Below are 18,654 nucleotides of genomic sequence, written 5' to 3' on the forward strand. Positions count from 1 at the left end.
TGTTAGGTAAAAATATATCTTCTACTCTTTATAGCTTACTTCATTTTCGGTAATACTAGAGGTAGAATATTGTGATATACTATCCATTTACATAGAAGAATTGAATACTTTAAATTGAGAGGGGTACTTAAATGAGTCAAGAAAAGCAAGTCTTCTCGATAGATTTAGCTGGTCGCCAGCTAACAGTTGAAACAGGTCAGCTTGCAAAGCAAGCGAACGGAGCAGTATTAGTAAGATATGGCGATACAGCGGTTCTATCTACAGCAACTGCATCAAAAGAAGCAAAAAATGTAGATTTCTTCCCACTTACAGTAAACTATGAAGAGCGTTTATATGCAGTCGGAAAAATTCCTGGCGGTTTCATTAAACGTGAAGGTCGTCCAAGTGAAAAAGCAATTTTGGCAAGTCGTTTAATCGACCGTCCAATTCGTCCACTTTTCGCAGATGGTTTCCGTAACGAAGTACAAGTTGTCAGCATCGTAATGAGTGTTGATCAAGATTGTTCTTCTGAAATGGCAGCTATGCTTGGTTCTTCATTAGCGTTATCGATTTCAGACATTCCATTTGAAGGTCCGATCGCGGGTGCAACAGTTGGTCGTATTAACGGCGAATTCGTTATCAACCCAACAGTAGAACAGCAAGAACAAAGTGATATTCACCTTGTTGTAGCTGGTACGAAAGATGCAATTAACATGGTTGAAGCAGGAGCAGATCAAGTGCCTGAGGAAACAATGTTAGAAGCAATTATGTTTGGTCATGACGAAATTAAACGTCTAATTGCATTCCAAGAAGAGATTGTACAAGCTGTAGGTAAAGAGAAATCAGAAGTGAAACTTTATGAAGTTGACGCTGATCTTAACCAATCTGTACGTGAAATGGCTGAGAAGGATATGCATTCTGCAATTCAAGTACATGAGAAACATGCACGTGAAGATGCAATTAACGAAGTGAAAAAGCGTGTAATTGAGCATTACGAAGCGCAAGAAGCTGATGCTGATACATTAGGACAAGTAAATGAGATTTTATATAAAATTGTAAAAGAAGAAGTACGTCGTCTTATTACAGTTGAGAAAATCCGCCCAGATGGCCGTAAAGGTGACGAAATCCGTCCATTAGCATCAGAGGTTGGCATTTTATCTCGTACACACGGTTCTGGTTTATTCACACGTGGACAAACACAAGCATTAAGTATTTGTACATTAGGCGCATTAGGCGATGTGCAAATTTTAGATGGCCTTGGTGTAGAAGAATCAAAACGCTTTATGCACCATTACAATTTCCCATCATTTAGTGTTGGTGAAACAAGACCAATGCGTGGACCAGGTCGTCGTGAAATTGGTCACGGTGCACTAGGAGAACGTGCTCTTGAGCCTGTAATTCCGTCTGAAAAAGATTTCCCATACACAGTCCGTCTTGTATCTGAAGTATTAGAATCAAATGGTTCTACTTCACAAGCGAGTATTTGTGGTAGTACTTTAGCAATGATGGATGCTGGTGTTCCACTTAAAGCTCCAGTTGCAGGTATTGCAATGGGCCTAGTTAAATCAGGTGAGCATTACACAATTTTAACTGATATTCAAGGTATGGAAGATCATTTAGGTGATATGGACTTTAAAGTAGCAGGTACAGCACACGGTGTAACTGCACTACAAATGGACATTAAAATCGATGGTCTATCTCGTGAAATTTTAGAAGAGGCATTACAACAAGCGAAAGTTGGTCGTATGCACATTCTAGATCATATGTTATCTGTAATTGCAGAGCCACGCACTGAATTATCAGCGTACGCTCCAAAGATTATTACAATGACAATTAACCCAGATAAAATCCGTGACGTTATCGGACCAAGCGGTAAACAAATCAATAAAATTATTGAAGAAACTGGCGTTAAAATTGACATCGAGCAAGATGGTACAGTATTCATTTCTTCAATAAATCAAGAAATGAACGACAAAGCTAAGAAAATTATCGAGGATATCGTTCGCGAAGTACAAGTAGGGGAAATCTACGAAGGAAAAGTGAAACGTGTTGAGAAATTCGGTGCTTTCGTTGAATTATTCAGCGGTAAAGATGGATTAGTTCACATTTCTGAACTTGCACTTGAGCGTGTAGGTAAAGTAGAAGACGTTGTGAAAATCGGTGATGTAATTACAGTTAAAGTTATCGAGATTGACAAGCAAGGTCGCGTGAATTTATCTAGAAAAGTATTGCTAAAAGAAGAGCAAGAAAAAGAAGCTGCTAAAGAAGAAAACAAACAAGAGCAGCAATAAGTAAAAGCCAGTTTAACTGGCTTTTTTTGTTATGTAAAAATATGATTTGCATATATTTTTATGTCAGTATAGGTATAGTTTTCATTATAACGCTCAAATTAACAAAGATAAGAAGGAAAATGGTTTTTTATATAGTTAATGGGAGGGTTTATATGAAAACTCGTATATTGGCATACATATGTATATTCTTTTTATATGTCAGTGCAGGTTCTTATTCTGTTTTTGCACAGGATCACTTATATGAAGAAATTCAAAAGCATGCAAAACAATATGAGATTGCACCGCAAAATGCGATGATTGATAAGATATGGAAAGCAACACCAGGATATAATGGAAGACAAGTTGATATGGAAGCATCCTATAACAATATGAAGAAATTAAAGCAGTTTGATCAAAAACATCTTGAATTCAAGGAAGTATCACCGAGTGTCCACTTAGAAGATTTATCACCAGCACCAATTTATAGAGGTCATCCGGATAAAAAGATGGTCGGGTTAACAATAAATGTGGCATGGGGAAATGAGTATTTGCCTCGTATATTAGAAATATTGAAAAAACATGATGTGAAGGCGACCTTCTTTTTAGAAGGACGTTGGGTGAAAGAAAATTTACGATTTGCAAAAATGATTGTCGATGCAAAGCAAGAAGTTGGAAATCATTCTTACACACACCCTAATATGAAAACATTATCGTCTGATGAAATAAGAGATCAGTTACAAAAAACAAATCGAATGATCGAAGCAGCTACGAATCAAAAGGTAAGATGGTTTGCACCGCCGAGTGGAAGTTTTCGGGATGAAGTCGTGAAAATTGCAGATGATTTTCAAATGGGAACGATTATGTGGACTGTTGATACAATTGATTGGAAGCGACCTGAGCCAGGTGTACTATTGCAGAGAGTAATGAGAAAAATACATCCAGGTGCTATCGTATTAATGCATCCTACTTCGTCCACAACAGAAGCATTAGATACAATGATTACAAAATTGAAGGAACAAGGATATAAAGTAGGGAATATAACAGAATTACTGGATGAAAAACGTGTGGATTAAATACATTTGCATGACATTCATCCTTAAACTTGTTATCATTAAATAATAGCACTTATTTAGAGAAACTGGCATTAGGAGGAAAGTTTTTGATTAAAAAATATACTTGTAAAAATGGTGTAAGAATAGTTATGGAGAATATACCAACTGTAAGATCGGTTGCGATTGGTATTTGGATCCATGCAGGATCAAGAAATGAAAATGAAAAAAATAACGGGATTTCTCACTTTTTAGAGCATATGTTCTTTAAAGGAACAGAAACACGTAGTGCACGTGAAATTGCAGAATCATTTGATAGCATTGGCGGACAAGTGAATGCTTTTACTTCAAAAGAATACACTTGTTACTATGCAAAAGTGCTAGATGAGCATGCTAAATATGCTCTAGATGTATTAGCAGATATGTTCTTTAATTCAACATTTGATGAAGAAGAACTGAAAAAAGAGAAGAATGTCGTATGTGAAGAAATTAAAATGTACGAAGATGCTCCAGATGATATTGTGCATGATATGTTAACGAAAGCAACATATGAAACGCATCCGCTTGGATACCCTATTTTAGGAACAGAAGAAACGCTTAATACGTTTACAGGTGATACGCTACGTCAATATATTAAGGATCATTACACACCTGAAAATGTAGTTGTATCAATTGCAGGAAATATTGATGAAGCCTTTTTACAAACAGTAGAGCAATATTTCGGTAGTTATGAAGGAACGACAAACCGTGAACAAGTACATAGCCCAATTTTCCATTTTAATAAGGTAGCACGTAAAAAGGAAACAGAACAAGCTCATTTATGTTTAGGATATAAAGGCTTACAAATGGGACACGAAGATATTTATAACTTAATTGTATTAAATAACGTTTTAGGCGGTAGTATGAGTAGCCGTTTATTCCAAGAAGTACGTGAGCAACGCGGGTTAGCTTACTCAGTATTCTCTTACCATTCTTCTTATGAAGATACAGGTATGTTAACGCTGTATGGTGGAACAGGTAGCCAACAATTAGATACACTGTATGAAACAATGCAAGAAACATTAGAAACATTAAAAAATACAGGTATTACAGAAAAAGAGCTTATGAATAGTAAAGAGCAATTAAAAGGAAACTTAATGTTAAGTTTAGAAAGTACGAATAGTCGTATGAGCCGTAATGGTAAAAATGAATTGCTACTTCGTAAGCACCGTTCACTTGATGAGATTATTGAAAGTGTAAACACGGTAACAAAAGAAAATGTAGATGAGTTAATTCGTAACATGTTTACAGATGAATTTTCTGCAGCATTAATTAGTCCAGATGGAAAACTTCCAAAAGGAATAAAACTGTAATTACCATATATGATTTAAAAATAACCGTATCTCTTTTAAATGAGATACGGTTATTTTTTGTGAGTATATAGAATAGGTACTAATTATGGATAACTTAAATGAATAATTTGGGTAGGGGGAGAGAGTATGCGATTAAGTGAACTAAGTGGGAAAGAAATTGTTAATTTAGAAAGAGCAGAAAAAATGGGGGTTTTAGGCTATGTGGATTTAGAGATTGATGAGAAGGATGGACAAATACAGGCTCTTATTATACCTGCTGGGAAATGGGGAGGTTTTAAAAAGGAACCACAAGAAATAAGAGTCGCATGGAGTCAAATAAAAAAAGTGGGTCATGATATGATTCTTTGCGATATTACAGATCGTTCAAATTCGAAGTGAAAGATGGCCATTTTGGTCATCTTTTTTGTTCATTTTACTCAGAGCAAAATCCAACATAATGTCTTTTCCTACGCCGAATTTTGAGGTGGGGCCTTCCTGCATACAAATAGGGGGATACATGATGGGTGCTTTTTGTTTTTCAATCACCTAAAACTCGTACATTACATATGATGTGGAGGAAAAAGAAAAAGTAGGCACTTTTCTTATAAATGACAGAAAAAGAAGGTGAATTAGGGAATGTTGACTGAGATGCATATTGCTGTCATAGGAGGAGATGCAAGACAGCTAGAAGTAATTCGCAAGCTCGTTGAATTGGATGCGAAACTTTCATTGATAGGGTTTGATCAGTTAGACCATGGCTTCACAGGGGCAGCAAAAGAAAGTATACAAAATTTAGATTTCACTTCTGTAGATGCAATTATTTTGCCAGTTGCAGGTACAAATGCCAAGGGAGAAGTAGATACTATTTTTTCAAATGAAAAAGTTTCTATAACGAAAGAACAAATTGAAAATACACCAGAACATTTTACTATATATTCAGGTATTGGTACGCCTTACTTGGAAAATCTCGTATCTACTACAAACCGTAAACTAATTAAATTATTTGATCGTGATGATGTGGCAATCTACAATTCTATACCAACTGTAGAAGGTACATTAATGATGGTAATTCAACATACCGACTATACAATTCATGGTTCTAATGTAATGGTTTTAGGATTTGGTAGAACAGGGATGAGCGTTGCCAGAGCATTTCAATCATTAGGAGCCCATGTCAAAGTTGGAGCAAGACGATCAGAACATATTGCACGTATTACAGAAATGATGTTTTCTCCTTTTCATATGCAGGACATTGAGAAAGAAGTAGGGGATATCGATATTGTCATTAATACAATTCCTCATCTCGTTGTGACAGCGAATGTCATTTCAAAAATGCCAGCTCATACGTTAGTAATTGATTTAGCTTCTAAACCAGGTGGTACCGACTTTAGATATGCGGAAAAAAGGGGAGTTAAAGCGCTGTTAGCACCTGGATTACCAGGTATTGTTGCTCCAAAAACAGCAGGACAAATTTTAGCGAACGTTCTTTCTCAGTTATTAGCAGAAGATGTAATCGCAAGAAAGGAGAATGGGGAATGAATTTAAAAGGGAAAAGAATAGGGTTTGGTTTTACTGGTTCACATTGTACGTACGAAGAAGTAATGCCTCATTTAGAAAAGTTAATTGCTGAGGGAGCTGAAGTGCGTCCAGTTGTTTCTTACACTGTTCAATCAACAAATACGAGATTTGGAGAAGGGGCAGAGTGGATTAAAAAGATTGAAGAAGTAACAGGTTTTAAAGCGATTAATTCAATCGTTGGCGCAGAACCGCTAGGACCTAAAATTCCACTAGATTGTATGGTAATTGCACCACTAACAGGAAATTCTATGAGTAAATTTGCTAATGCAATGACAGACTCTCCGGTATTAATGGCAGCGAAAGCGACGCTAAGAAATGGTAAGCCCGTCGTATTGGCTGTTTCGACGAATGATGCGTTGGGACTTAATGGGGTAAATCTCATGCGCCTAATGGCTACAAAAAACATCTACTTCGTCCCATTCGGTCAAGATGCACCAGAGAAAAAACCAAATTCAATGGTAGCTCGCATGGAGTTACTGGAAGATACAGTATTAGAAGCGCTGCAAGGGAAGCAATTGCAACCGGTTGTCGTAGAAAAATTCAGATATATGAATTAAAAAACGAAAAAAAACGGACAATTTTCGATGAAACCATCATTCTTACTGTAGAATATGATAAAATTAACGTTATTAAGATTAGAAGGGGTATTGTATACTCCTTCTCATTCTAAGTTATAGAAGGATTGGTATCTAGAAAGGGGCATAGTGATGGAAAAGCAAAAAACTTTTCATGTCGCTGTAGTTGGAGCAACCGGCGCAGTTGGTGAACAAATGTTAAATACTTTAGAGAAACGAGAATTTCCAATTGGGAAGTTAACGTTACTTTCATCTAAACGATCTGCAGGTAAGAAACTTGTATTTAAAGGCGAAGAATTTACAGTTCAAGAGGCAACTCCTGAAAGTTTTGAAGGAGTAGATATCGCACTATTTAGTGCTGGTGGATCTGTATCAAAACAATTAGCGCCAGAAGCAGCAAAGCGCGGTGCGATTGTTGTTGATAATACAAGTGCATTCCGTATGACAGAAAACGTGCCACTTGTTGTACCTGAAGTAAATGAAAACGACTTAAAAGAACATAACGGTATTATTGCAAATCCAAACTGTTCTACAATTCAAATGGTAGTAGCTCTTGAGCCAGTTCGTCAGCAATATGGTTTAAAACGAGTAATCGTTTCCACATATCAAGCTGTATCAGGTGCTGGTGCGGCAGCGATTGAAGAACTTCATGAACAATCACAAGCAATCTTAAATGGTGAGGAAGTAAAGGCGAATGTTTTACCTGTATCAGGTGATAAGAAACATTTCCCGATTGCTTTCAACGCGATTCCACAGATTGATAAGTTCCAAGATAATGGATTTACATTTGAAGAAATGAAAATGATTAATGAAACGAAAAAAATTATGCATATGCCAGAGCTAGAAGTAGCGGCAACATGTGTACGTTTACCAGTTGTATCAGGTCACTCTGAGTCTGTTTACATTGAAGTAGAAAAAGAAGGCGTAACAGTAGAGGAATTAAAGAATTTACTTGCAAATGCGGAAGGTATCGTTCTGCAAGATAACCCAGAAGAGCAATTATATCCAATGCCAGCTACTGCAGTAGGTAAAAACGAAGTATTCGTTGGAAGAATTCGTAAAGATTTAAATAACGATAAAGGATTCCATCTTTGGGTCGTATCTGATAACTTATTAAAAGGCGCTGCATGGAATTCTGTTCAAATTGCAGAGCGCTTAGTAAAATTACAATTAGTGTAAACGGCTAAGAGAAGGTGCAAAATATGAAAATTATTGTTCAAAAATTTGGTGGCACATCTGTACGTGATGAAAATGGACGTAAGCATGCGCTTCATCATATAAAAAAATCGCTAGATGCGGGTTATAAAGTAGTGACTGTCGTATCTGCTATGGGTCGTAAAGGTGAACCATATGCAACTGATACGTTGTTAAGTCTTGTAAATCAAGAGGAATCTCACATTTCTAATCGTGAGCAAGATTTATTATTATCATGCGGAGAATTAATCTCAGCAATCGTTTTCTCTAACATGTTAAATGAGAACGGTATAAAAGCAGCGGCATTAAATGGTGCACAAGCTGGTTTTGTAACAAATGATGATTTTACAAATGCTAAGATTATTGAAATGAATTGTGATCGTATACACGAAGAGCTAGAAAATGTAGATGTAATCGTTGTGACAGGATTCCAAGGACAAACGAAAAAAGGTGATACGACAACACTTGGACGCGGAGGTAGTGATACTTCAGCTTCAGCTTTAGGTGTTGCGCTTCATGCTGAATATATCGATATCTTCACAGATGTAGAAGGTGTGATGACTGCAGATCCTCGCATTGTAAAAGATGCACGTCACCTTCAAACTGTAACGTATAACGAAATTTGTAACATGGCATACCAAGGTGCAAAAGTCGTTCATCCACGTGCAGTTGAAATTGCGATGCATGCAAAAGTACCGCTTCGTGTACGTTCTACGTACTCTGATAGTGAAGGTACGCTTATTTCAGCATCTGACGGCGCTACAAAAGGCCGTGATGTAGAAGAACGTCCTGTTACAGGTATTGCACATGTATCAAATGTGACGCAAATTAAAGTACTTGCAAAAGAAACAGCATATGATTTGCAGCAGCATGTGTTTAAAGAAATGGCGAATGAAGGAATCAGTGTCGATTTAATTAACATTTCACCTACTGGGGTAGCTTATACGGTGAGTGATAATGTATCAAATCGTGCAGTTGAACTATTACAAAACCTTGGATATGAGCCAATTGTGACAGAGCATTGTGCGAAAGTATCTATTGTAGGAGCTGGAATGGCAGGATACCCAGGGGTTACTGCGAAAATCGTTACAGCTTTAGCTGAAAAAGGTATTCAAATTCTGCAATCAGCAGATAGCCATACGACAATTTGGGTTCTTGTAAAAGAAACTGATTTAGTGGAGGCTGTAAATGCATTACATAGTGCGTTTGAGCTTTCAAAAGAAAAGCAACTGGAACAATAAGGAGTGAGACCATGATAGATTTTGGGACAATTGCAACCGCGATGGTAACACCGTTTGATATAAACGGCAATATCGATTTTGCAAAGACAACGAAATTGGTAAATTATTTAATTGATAACGGTACAACAGCAATCGTGGTAGGAGGAACGACAGGAGAATCTCCTACATTAACTTCAGAAGAAAAAGTAGCGTTATATCGCCATGTCGTATCTGTTGTCGATAAAGGGGTGCCCGTAATCGCTGGAACAGGTAGCAATAATACGCATGCTTCTATTGACTTAACGAAAAAAGCAACAGAGGTTGGTGTTGATGCAGTAATGTTAGTAGCACCGTATTATAACAAACCGAGTCAAGAAGGAATGTATCAGCACTTTAAAGCAATTGCTGAAAGCACGCCACTTCCGGTTATGCTATATAACGTTCCAGGACGATCTATTGTACAAATCTCCGTTGATACAGTTGTTCGTTTATCAGAAATAGAAAACATTGTTGCGATTAAAGATGCAGGCGGCGATGTGTTAACAATGACAGAAATCATTGAAAAAACAGCGGACGACTTTGCAGTATACAGCGGTGATGACGGTTTAACGTTACCAGCTATGGCAGTTGGAGCGAAAGGTATCGTTTCTGTAGCATCTCATGTTATCGGAAATGAAATGCAAGAAATGATTGCAGCGTTCCAAGCAGGTGAATTTAAGAAGGCGCAAAAATTACATCAATTACTTGTAAGAGTAACGGATTCATTATTTATGGCGCCAAGCCCAACACCAGTAAAAACAGCATTACAAATGGTTGGATTAGATGTAGGTTCTGTACGTTTACCACTTCTTCCGTTAACAGAAGAAGAAAGAGTAACGTTACAATCTGTTATGCAATCTATCCCTCGTTAATAAAAATGACCTAGTGTAGAACTAGGTCATTTTTTATTTGTATGAAAGTCTTTTCCTCTCTTTTCTTATCTTACCTATATATGTTTTTATAAGGTCATTAACTGGTTTTTCATTATATATTGCAACATGTAAAAGAAAATAATCGTAACCCTTTAAAAGAATTAAAAAGTCATAGTTATTATAGAATGAACACTTGTATAAACGTATTAAAATACCAATTCTATTTTTCGGATAAATTGCTTCAAATATGACGTAATTCATAAAAAAACTTCATTTTATAAGTTTTTTGTTCAATTCTAGAAAAATAAGTCTTGAAAATCTATATTATGAAATGAATTTAGAGTATTTATAGCTATTTCTTCAAAACGATATGGGGTACGAAATCGGAGTAAATATAAAGGACATCAGTTCGATAAGTTTGTTGGGAATGCGTTCTTTTCCTTTTTCTTTCGCACGATTTAACTTGTGTTCTATTTCTTGTATCAGGTATAATATGGCTAAGTAGCTTAGTACGGGTATGCTTAGCAAAATTGGTAAAAATTATAATTTGATTACATTTTCATATCATATCGAATAAGATATTTGATTTATATAATGAAAGAGAGGTGAAACCTGGTTTAAAAAATAAACAAGGACATGATATCGCATAACGGTAAGGACATTCGTCTTGGACGGTGAATATATGGTGGTTGTAGAGTTTCCCCTGGTGTCTCTGCAATTTTAGTGAAATCAGTGTTTGAAAGATTTTTAAACCAGGCAACAACATGAAGAGAAAAGAGAATGAGTCTGTTAAAGTATTTGCTCTTGGTGGAGTAGGTGAAATCGGGAAAAACATGTACTGTGTTGAAATTGATTCTGAAATCTTTATTGTAGATGCAGGGTTAATGTTCCCGGGAGATGAAATGTTTGGAATTGATATCGTTATTCCTGATATTACATATTTAGTAGAAAACCAAGAGCGAGTAAAAGGTTTATTTATTACTCACGGTCATGAAGATCATATTGGTGGCATTGTTTACGTACTTCGTAAATTATCAATTCCAGTGTATGCAACGAAATTAACGGTAGGACTTATACAAGAAAAACTTGGCGAAGCGGGTATGTTAGGCCGTGTAGATTTAAAAACAATCGATTCAAATTCAACAGTAGAATTTAATACTACAACGGTGTCGTTCTTTGGAACAACACATAGTATTCCAGATTCTGTTGGTGTTTGTTTCCATACATCAAAAGGTGCAATCGTATATACGGGAGACTTTAAATTCGATCAAACTCCAATTGGAAATAGTGGAGCAGACCTTGGGAAAATGGCTCAAATCGGAAATGAAGGCGTTCTATGCTTATTATCTGATAGTACAAATGCTGAGCGTCCAGGCTATACGGGTTCTGAAAAAGAAGTTGGTGTAGAAATTTCTAAAGTGTTCTACGGTGCAGAAGGACGTATTATCGTTGCTTCATTTGCATCGAATGTACATCGTATTCAACAAGTATTTGATGCAGCTGCTGAAACAGGACGAAAAGTAGCGGTTGTAGGACGTAGTATGGTGAAAGTGGTAGATATCGCAAGACGTCTCGGTTATTTAGATGTTCCTGAAGGTATGGTTATTTCACTACAAGAAGTAGACAATTTCCCAGAGAAAAAGGTAGCTATTTTAACGACAGGTAGCCAAGGTGAACCGATGGCAGCCCTTTCTAGAATGGCAAAGCAAGCTCATAAACAAATTTCAATTCGTAAAGGTGATACGGTTATTATCGCGGCATCTCCAATTCCAGGTAATGAAATATCTGTATCGAAAATTATTGATTTGTTATTTAGAGCGGGAGCTGAAGTTGTTTATTACGGTGAAAGAAAAGTTCACGTTTCAGGTCACGGTAGCCAAGAAGAATTAAAATTAATGTTAAATTTAATGAAACCGAAATATTTTGTACCCGTACATGGTGAGTTCCGTATGCAAAAAGCACATGCATACTTAGCTGAAGATGTAGGTATTGCAAGAGAAAATATCTTTATTGTAGAAAAAGGCGATGTAATTGGTTTTGGTGACGATGAAGCGAACTTAGTTGGCAAAGTGCAAGCTGGCAATGTGTTAATTGATGGATTAGGTGTAGGTGATGTTGGTAATATCGTTCTTCGAGATAGAAAAATGTTATCTCAAGATGGAATATTAGTAGTTGTTGTAACACTGGGTAAAGATGAAAAGAAAATTATCTCTGGTCCAGAAATCATTTCACGTGGATTTGTATATGTACGTGAATCAGAAGCGTTAATTGACCGTTCTACAGAGATTGTACGTATGATTGTTGAGCAATCAATTAAAGAATATTCAATTGAATGGTCTATGTTAAAACAAAATATTCGTGAATTATTAGGACAGTTCTTGTACGAAGAGACGAAGAGAAAACCTATGATTTTACCGATTATTATGGAAGTATAAAAAAGATCACCTTTACGGGTGATCTTTTTTCTTTTTCACTCTATCGAATGAAATTTATAACTTAAGAAATACTAGTTATATACGAGTGAAAGGGGATGCGATATGACAGAACGTGATCGTTATACAAATGAAGAGAAAGAGGCTGAGCCGAAAGAAACCGGAAAAGAAGCTTCAATAGTGGAAAAAATTCAGCAGCTTGGACAAACGAATGTACCGCAAATGAATGAATCACGTATTCATTGTTTAACAATTGTTGGACAGGTGGAAGGTCATGTTCAGTTGCCACCGCAAAATAAAACAACGAAATATGAGCATATTATTCCGCAAATTGTTGCGATTGAACAAAATCCGAAAATTGAAGGCTTGCTTTTAGTGTTAAATACAGTTGGAGGTGACGTTGAAGCTGGGCTAGCAATTTCTGAGATGGTCGCTTCACTTTCAAAACCGACAGTATCTTTAGTTTTAGGCGGAGGGCATTCTATCGGTGTACCGATTGCCGTTTCTACAGACTATTCATTTATTGCAGAAACTGCGACGATGACAATTCATCCGATTCGTCTAACAGGTCTTGTTATAGGTGTGCCACAAACATTTGAGTATTTAGATAAAATGCAAGAAAGAGTCATTCGCTTTGTGACGAAGCATTCGAAAGTAACGGAAGATCGTTTTAAAGAGCTTATGTTTGCGAAAGGGAATTTGACGCGAGATATTGGTACGAATGTAATTGGTGGAGATGCAGTGAAGTATGGTCTTATAGATGATGTCGGTGGTATCGGAAATGCGATTCGAAAATTAAACGAATTAATAGATGGTCGCGCGGATGATCATGCAGAAGGGACAATGTTACAATGATTTTATATACAATTATGCCAGAGCAACTCGTGTATCCAGCCGATTATTCGCAATGTGAAAGTCAAAAAGTCGTAAATATAAATGGTGTTGAATTAATGGTTTCAGAAGAAGAACATGGGTATTATTCTATTGTACGCGTGTTAAGTACGGATCCGCTTCACTACTTAGAGTTTGAGCCGGGACAGAAAATAACCTTTTAGCAAAAAGAAGGATTTTGTTTAGAAGCTATGGTATAATATAAAAAACAAGACGGTTGAGCAGCCATGAGAGGGCTGCTTTCTTCTGTTTATTTAACATTTTACAAGAAGTGTAAAAATAGAAGATATAAGGACCTGAAAAAATAGAGAAAACAAACATATAAGCAGAGTTTTTTAGGAAGTTTTACTTATATGTAGATCACGAGGTGAAGAAATGGCAAAACAAAAGCAAAGAGGGACGAAGGCAAAGACAAGACGTACGATAAAGCCAACTTTGTATTATGAAATCGTCGGTTTAACTCTTTTTGCACTTTCAATCATTACGATTTTACAGCTAGGCGTTGTAGGAAAATCGTTTGTGTTATTTTTTCGCTTCTTCTTTGGTGAGTGGTACATAATTGGTGTGTTAGGTGTAATAGCTTTATCCGTTTCATTCGTTATAAAACGTGGATGGCCGAACCTTTTAAATAAACGGTTAATCGGTTTTTATTTAATAGTATTGGCGATATTAATGTTTAGTCATATTACATTATTTAACCTTCTTACGAAAGATGGAGCAGTGCAAAATACTTCTGTTATTGTAAGTACGAAAGATAATTTCTTTCTTGAAATGAAAAAAGGGCCAGATAGCGTTCATTTAGGTGGTGGCATGTTTGGTGCACTTATGTTCGCGACTTGTTACTTCTTATTTGACGAAGTAGGAGCTTATATTATTGGTATTATTTTAGTTATTCTCGGTATACTTTGTATAACAAATAAGCATATTGGAGAAGTGTTAGCTCCAGTTGGCAGAATTCTTAGAAGTCAATTTCAAGTGATGCAAGGGGACTATAAAGATTGGAGAGCCAAAAGAACGGCTGAACAAACAGAAAAGAAAAAAACAACAAGAAGCACAAGGAGCAAACGCGCTGCAGAACATGAAGAAATTATTGAGCCGATGGAAGAAATCTCAATTGATCCTCCGATTATTTCGAATTTCACTGAGAATTATCCTGTAAATGAAGAAGAGGATAAACGAATTGAAGTAGAGGAAGAAGAGTTAATCACTTCACCGTTTATTGAAGAGGCTCCACCAGTTGAAGAGCCGAAGAAAAAGCGTGGAGAAAAAATCGTTGAATCGCTAGAGGGGGAAACACAAGCACCTCCTATGCAATTTTCAAATGTAGAAAATAAAGATTACAAGCTTCCTGCGCTTGATATATTGAAATTTCCAAAGAATAAGCAAGTTACAAATGAAAATGCGGAAATTTATGAGAATGCTCGTAAATTAGAACGTACTTTCCAAAGTTTTGGAGTGAAAGCGAAAGTAACAAAAGTACATAGAGGTCCTGCAGTTACAAAATATGAAGTGTATCCTGATATGGGAGTAAAGGTAAGCAAAATCGTCGGTTTAAGTGATGATTTAGCACTTGCGTTAGCGGCGAAAGACATTCGTATTGAAGCGCCTATTCCCGGGAAATCAGCTGTAGGAATTGAAGTTCCGAACTCAGAAGTCTCTATGGTAACGCTTAGAGAAGTTCTTGATTCTAAAGCTAACAATCATCCGGAAGAGAAGTTGTTAATAGGTCTTGGACGAGATATTACAGGTGAAGCTGTATTAGCCCGTTTAAATAAAATGCCCCATTTGCTAGTGGCAGGTGCGACAGGTAGCGGGAAAAGTGTATGTATTAACGGTATTATTGTTAGTATTTTAATGCGTGCAAAACCACATGAAGTAAAATTAATGATGATTGATCCGAAAATGGTAGAGTTAAATGTATATAACGGTGTGCCTCATTTGTTAACACCAGTTGTAACGGATCCGAAAAAGGCATCGCAAGCATTGAAAAAAGTTGTGAGTGAAATGGAGCGCCGTTATGAATTATTTGCTCATAGTGGCACGCGAAATATTGAAGGATATAATGACTATATAAAAGAGCATAATAATCAATCAGAAGCGAAACAACCCGAATTACCTTATATTGTCGTAATTGTGGACGAGTTAGCAGATTTAATGATGGTTGCTTCATCGGATGTAGAGGATGCGATTATGCGTCTAGCGCAAATGGCTCGTGCTGCCGGTATTCATTTAATTATTGCAACGCAGCGTCCGTCAGTTGATGTCATTACGGGAGTTATTAAAGCAAATATTCCATCACGTATTGCATTCGCTGTATCTTCTCAAACAGATTCTCGTACAATTCTTGACGGCGGTGGTGCAGAGAAACTGCTAGGTCGTGGAGATATGCTATTTATACCAATTGGTGCATCGAAGCCTGTACGTGTACAAGGTGCGTTTTTATCAGATGATGAAGTTGAGAGAGTTGTAGAATATGTTATTGGTCAACAAAAAGCGCAATATCAAGAAGATATGATTCCGCAAGATGTTCCTGATACGAAGCAGGAAGTAGAAGATGAATTATATGATGAAGCAGTTCAGCTCGTAGTGGAAATGCAAACAGCATCGGTTTCTATGTTACAACGTAGGTTTAGAGTTGGTTATACACGTGCTGCCCGTTTAATTGATGCAATGGAAATGAATGGTGTAGTAGGTCCGTATGAAGGTAGTAAACCACGTGAAGTGCTCATTAATGATGTACAAGAAAAAAGTTCATAAAAAAAGCCTAATTGTTTTTACAATTAGGCTTTTTTATATGCTGGTTTTGTTATATACTATATTCAGCAATAAAGAAAGGGCTTACATTTAAGACGATTCTTTAGAATACGAATACTTTGGTGTGGTTTTTTGTGAACGTTCGATATTTAATGTAGAAAATTGTTAAATTTTATTGACACGTATGGGAGCAAGTGGTAAGATTACTTCGAAAAGAATCACTGCCTCATATAATCTTGGAGATAAGGTCCATAAGTTTCTACCTGGCAACCATGAATTGCTAGACTATGAGGGGAAAAGTGTGTAACAAAGGATGTAAGAGATCTTTGTGCCGAACTTTTTCTCGCTATGAGGAATGTTTGTGGTGCAAAGTTTTTTTTATGCAGTAAAGAGTGAAAATTTCATCTTAAAAAATTATTAATATTTATTCGACAATTATGCCTGTTTTTAGTATTTAGCAATTTTTATTATGTTGTAAGTTGAAAAAAGAGAAAAGAAGTCTTACATCAGAGGTCGAATAATTGAAATGCGGGGGAGTCTTATGTCAGTAAAATCCGATAGTCGTCACCTATATTTACGGGTGATTGATCACATCAAAGAAAAAATTAAAGATGGGGCTTACAAAGAAAGACAAAAGTTACCATCAGAGTTTGATTTAGCGAAAGAACTTGGCGTAAGTAGAGCGACTTTAAGGGAAGCGCTGCGTATTTTAGAAGAAGAAAATGTTGTCATTCGCAGACATGGTGTAGGAACATTTGTAAATGCAAAGCCGTTATTTTCTTCTGGGATTGAACAACTTTCTAGTATTACAGATATGATTTCTAGTGTGGGGAAAACACCAGGAACTATCTTTTTATCATCATCTACAACAAGTTTAACAGAAGAAGAAAAAGAGAAGTTTAATAGTGAAGATGGTTTTAATGCAGTGATGATTGAGCGTGTGCGTACAGCAGATGGGGAACCTGTTGTATATTGTATCGATAAACTTGCAAAAGAGATATTGCCAGATTTATCGGGATACAACGAAGAATCATTGCTTACAGTGATACATAACAATACGCACAAACGTATCACATACGCAGTTGCTCACATTGAGCCGATTGGCTATCATCCGAAAATCTCACCGATTTTGGAATGTGAACCGGAAACGGCACTGCTAGTGTTAAAACAAATGCACTATGATCAAAATGATGAGCCAATCTTATATTCTATCAATTACTTTAGAGCTGATAAGTTTAGCTTCCACGTATTAAGAAAACGTATGTAGGTGAGTTCCTTTTTAGGGAGGTGACAGCAAGAAGTTAGGGACAGCGGCGTATAAAAAAATAGACAAATCATTTCAGGAGGGGTTTCTAGTATGAAGAAAAAAACAGGTCTTTTATTATCATTAACATTAGCAGCAAGTGCGGTGTTAGGTGCATGTGGTAACTCGGATAAAGCGAGTAGCGACAAAAAAGAGTTTAAGGTTGGTATGGTTACAGATGTTGGGGGCGTTGATGACAAATCATTTAACCAATCAGCTTGGGAAGGTTTAACGAAGTTCGGTAAAGACAATGACTTAAAGAAAAATGAAGGATATCGTTATCTTCAATCTAGTAAAGATGCGGATTATATCCCGAATTTAACGAAATTTGCGAAAGATCATTATAACACAACATTTGGTATTGGTTACTTAATGGAAAAATCAATTGCAAAGGTAGCTGAACAATATCCAAAAGAGCAATTTGCGATTGTAGATACAGTTGTAGAGAAGCCGAACGTAACAAGTATTACATTTAAAGACCATGAAGGTTCATTCCTAGTTGGTGCTGTAGCAGCGATGACGACAAAATCAAATAAAGTTGGGTTTGTTGGTGGTGTAAAAAGCCCATTAATTACAAAATTTGAATCAGGCTTTAAAGCTGGTGCAAAAGCAGTAAATCCAAATATCGAAATCGTATCACAATATGCTGATGCGTTTGATAAACCAGAAAAAGGCTCTGTATTAGCTTCAGCAATGTACGGTGGTGGAGTTGACGTAATTTACCATGCTTCAGGTGCAACTGGTAACGGTGTATTCACAGAAGCGAAAAACCGTAAGAAAAAAGGTGAAAACGTTTGGGTAATCGGTGTTGACCGTGACCAAAATCAAGAAGGTATGCCTGAAAACGTAACTTTAACATCAATGGTAAAACGTGTTGATATTGCAGTAGCAAAAGTAGCACAAGAAGCGAAAGATGGTAAATTAAAAGGCGGTAAAGTAGAAGAATTCGGATTAAAAGATGACGGTGTTGGTATTGCGAAAACTACTGACAATGTGAAAAAAGTAAATCCAGAAATCTTAACAAAAGTAGAAGAGTTTGAGAAGAAAATCACTGACGGTGAAATTAAAGTCCCTGCAACTGACGAAGAATATAAAACATATGAAGCTTCTCTAAAGAAATAATAATAGAGAAATAGCAAAGGTTAGTTCGTAGAACTAACCTTTGCA

At 36.5% G+C, this 18,654-nt stretch carries 15 protein-coding genes and 1 riboswitch; all 15 genes read left to right on the top strand.

What is annotated here, in order from left to right; genetic code table 11:
- The first annotated feature begins 131 nt into the window (after positions 1-131).
- The 15 genes from pnp (at position 132) to PDK19_RS04720 (ending at position 18,609) form a co-directional block, all read left to right on the top strand.
- A complete protein-coding gene (pnp, locus tag PDK19_RS04650; RefSeq protein WP_000076751.1) occupies positions 132-2,270 on the top strand; it encodes a polyribonucleotide nucleotidyltransferase in 2,139 nt (712 codons plus the stop codon).
- 152 nt (positions 2,271-2,422) lie between these two features.
- Positions 2,423-3,322, top strand: coding sequence for a polysaccharide deacetylase family protein (locus tag PDK19_RS04655; RefSeq protein ID WP_000857420.1), 900 nt, complete (start codon positions 2,423-2,425; stop codon positions 3,320-3,322).
- An 86-nt stretch (positions 3,323-3,408) separates the two neighbouring features.
- The gene (locus PDK19_RS04660; protein ID WP_000592994.1) at positions 3,409-4,650 is read left to right on the top strand and encodes a M16 family metallopeptidase; all 1,242 of its coding nucleotides are present in this window, start codon (positions 3,409-3,411) and stop codon (positions 4,648-4,650) included.
- Between the two features lie 126 nt (positions 4,651-4,776).
- Positions 4,777-5,028, top strand: coding sequence for a YlmC/YmxH family sporulation protein (locus tag PDK19_RS04665; protein WP_001239750.1), 252 nt, complete (start codon positions 4,777-4,779; stop codon positions 5,026-5,028).
- A gap of 237 nt (positions 5,029-5,265) precedes the next feature.
- Complete coding sequence (gene dpaA, locus PDK19_RS04670) at positions 5,266-6,168, top strand: dipicolinic acid synthetase subunit A (protein WP_000954733.1); 903 nt, start codon at positions 5,266-5,268, stop codon at positions 6,166-6,168.
- Entirely contained in the window at positions 6,165-6,764 is a 600-nt protein-coding gene (gene dpaB, locus PDK19_RS04675; RefSeq protein WP_001049480.1) for a dipicolinate synthase subunit B, read from the top strand. Before dpaA ends, dpaB begins: the two co-directional genes overlap by 4 nt.
- A gap of 150 nt (positions 6,765-6,914) precedes the next feature.
- A complete protein-coding gene (gene asd, locus PDK19_RS04680) occupies positions 6,915-7,961 on the top strand; it encodes an aspartate-semialdehyde dehydrogenase (protein WP_000414848.1) in 1,047 nt (348 codons plus the stop codon).
- A gap of 23 nt (positions 7,962-7,984) precedes the next feature.
- Entirely contained in the window at positions 7,985-9,217 is a 1,233-nt protein-coding gene (gene dapG / locus PDK19_RS04685; RefSeq protein WP_000692473.1) for an aspartate kinase, read from the top strand.
- 11 nt (positions 9,218-9,228) lie between these two features.
- Positions 9,229-10,107, top strand: coding sequence for a 4-hydroxy-tetrahydrodipicolinate synthase (gene dapA / locus PDK19_RS04690; protein ID WP_270706652.1), 879 nt, complete (start codon positions 9,229-9,231; stop codon positions 10,105-10,107).
- A gap of 764 nt (positions 10,108-10,871) precedes the next feature.
- Positions 10,872-12,542: a ribonuclease J gene (locus PDK19_RS04695; RefSeq protein WP_000823085.1), complete on the top strand. Its 1,671-nt coding sequence runs from the start codon at positions 10,872-10,874 to the stop codon at positions 12,540-12,542.
- A 102-nt stretch (positions 12,543-12,644) separates the two neighbouring features.
- Entirely contained in the window at positions 12,645-13,394 is a 750-nt protein-coding gene (gene tepA / locus PDK19_RS04700) for a translocation-enhancing protein TepA (RefSeq protein ID WP_000139814.1), read from the top strand.
- Positions 13,391-13,594 carry a YlzJ-like family protein gene (locus tag PDK19_RS04705; RefSeq protein WP_000605027.1) on the top strand — a complete coding sequence of 68 codons (204 nt, stop codon included), beginning with the start codon at positions 13,391-13,393 and terminating at the stop codon, positions 13,592-13,594. Before tepA ends, PDK19_RS04705 begins: the two co-directional genes overlap by 4 nt.
- 211 nt (positions 13,595-13,805) lie before the next feature.
- A complete protein-coding gene (locus PDK19_RS04710) occupies positions 13,806-16,187 on the top strand; it encodes a DNA translocase FtsK (protein ID WP_001118800.1) in 2,382 nt (793 codons plus the stop codon).
- Positions 16,188-16,390: 203 nt separating this feature from the next.
- Positions 16,391-16,492: riboswitch (purine riboswitch) on the top strand.
- 233 nt (positions 16,493-16,725) lie between these two features.
- A complete protein-coding gene (locus PDK19_RS04715; protein ID WP_000114176.1) occupies positions 16,726-17,451 on the top strand; it encodes a GntR family transcriptional regulator in 726 nt (241 codons plus the stop codon).
- A gap of 90 nt (positions 17,452-17,541) precedes the next feature.
- The gene (locus tag PDK19_RS04720) at positions 17,542-18,609 is read left to right on the top strand and encodes a BMP family lipoprotein (protein WP_000730592.1); all 1,068 of its coding nucleotides are present in this window, start codon (positions 17,542-17,544) and stop codon (positions 18,607-18,609) included.
- Positions 18,610-18,654 lie beyond the last annotated feature (45 nt).

The organism is Bacillus cereus group sp. BcHK124 (assembly GCF_027712065.1).
Classification (GTDB): domain Bacteria; phylum Bacillota; class Bacilli; order Bacillales; family Bacillaceae_G; genus Bacillus_A; species Bacillus_A pacificus.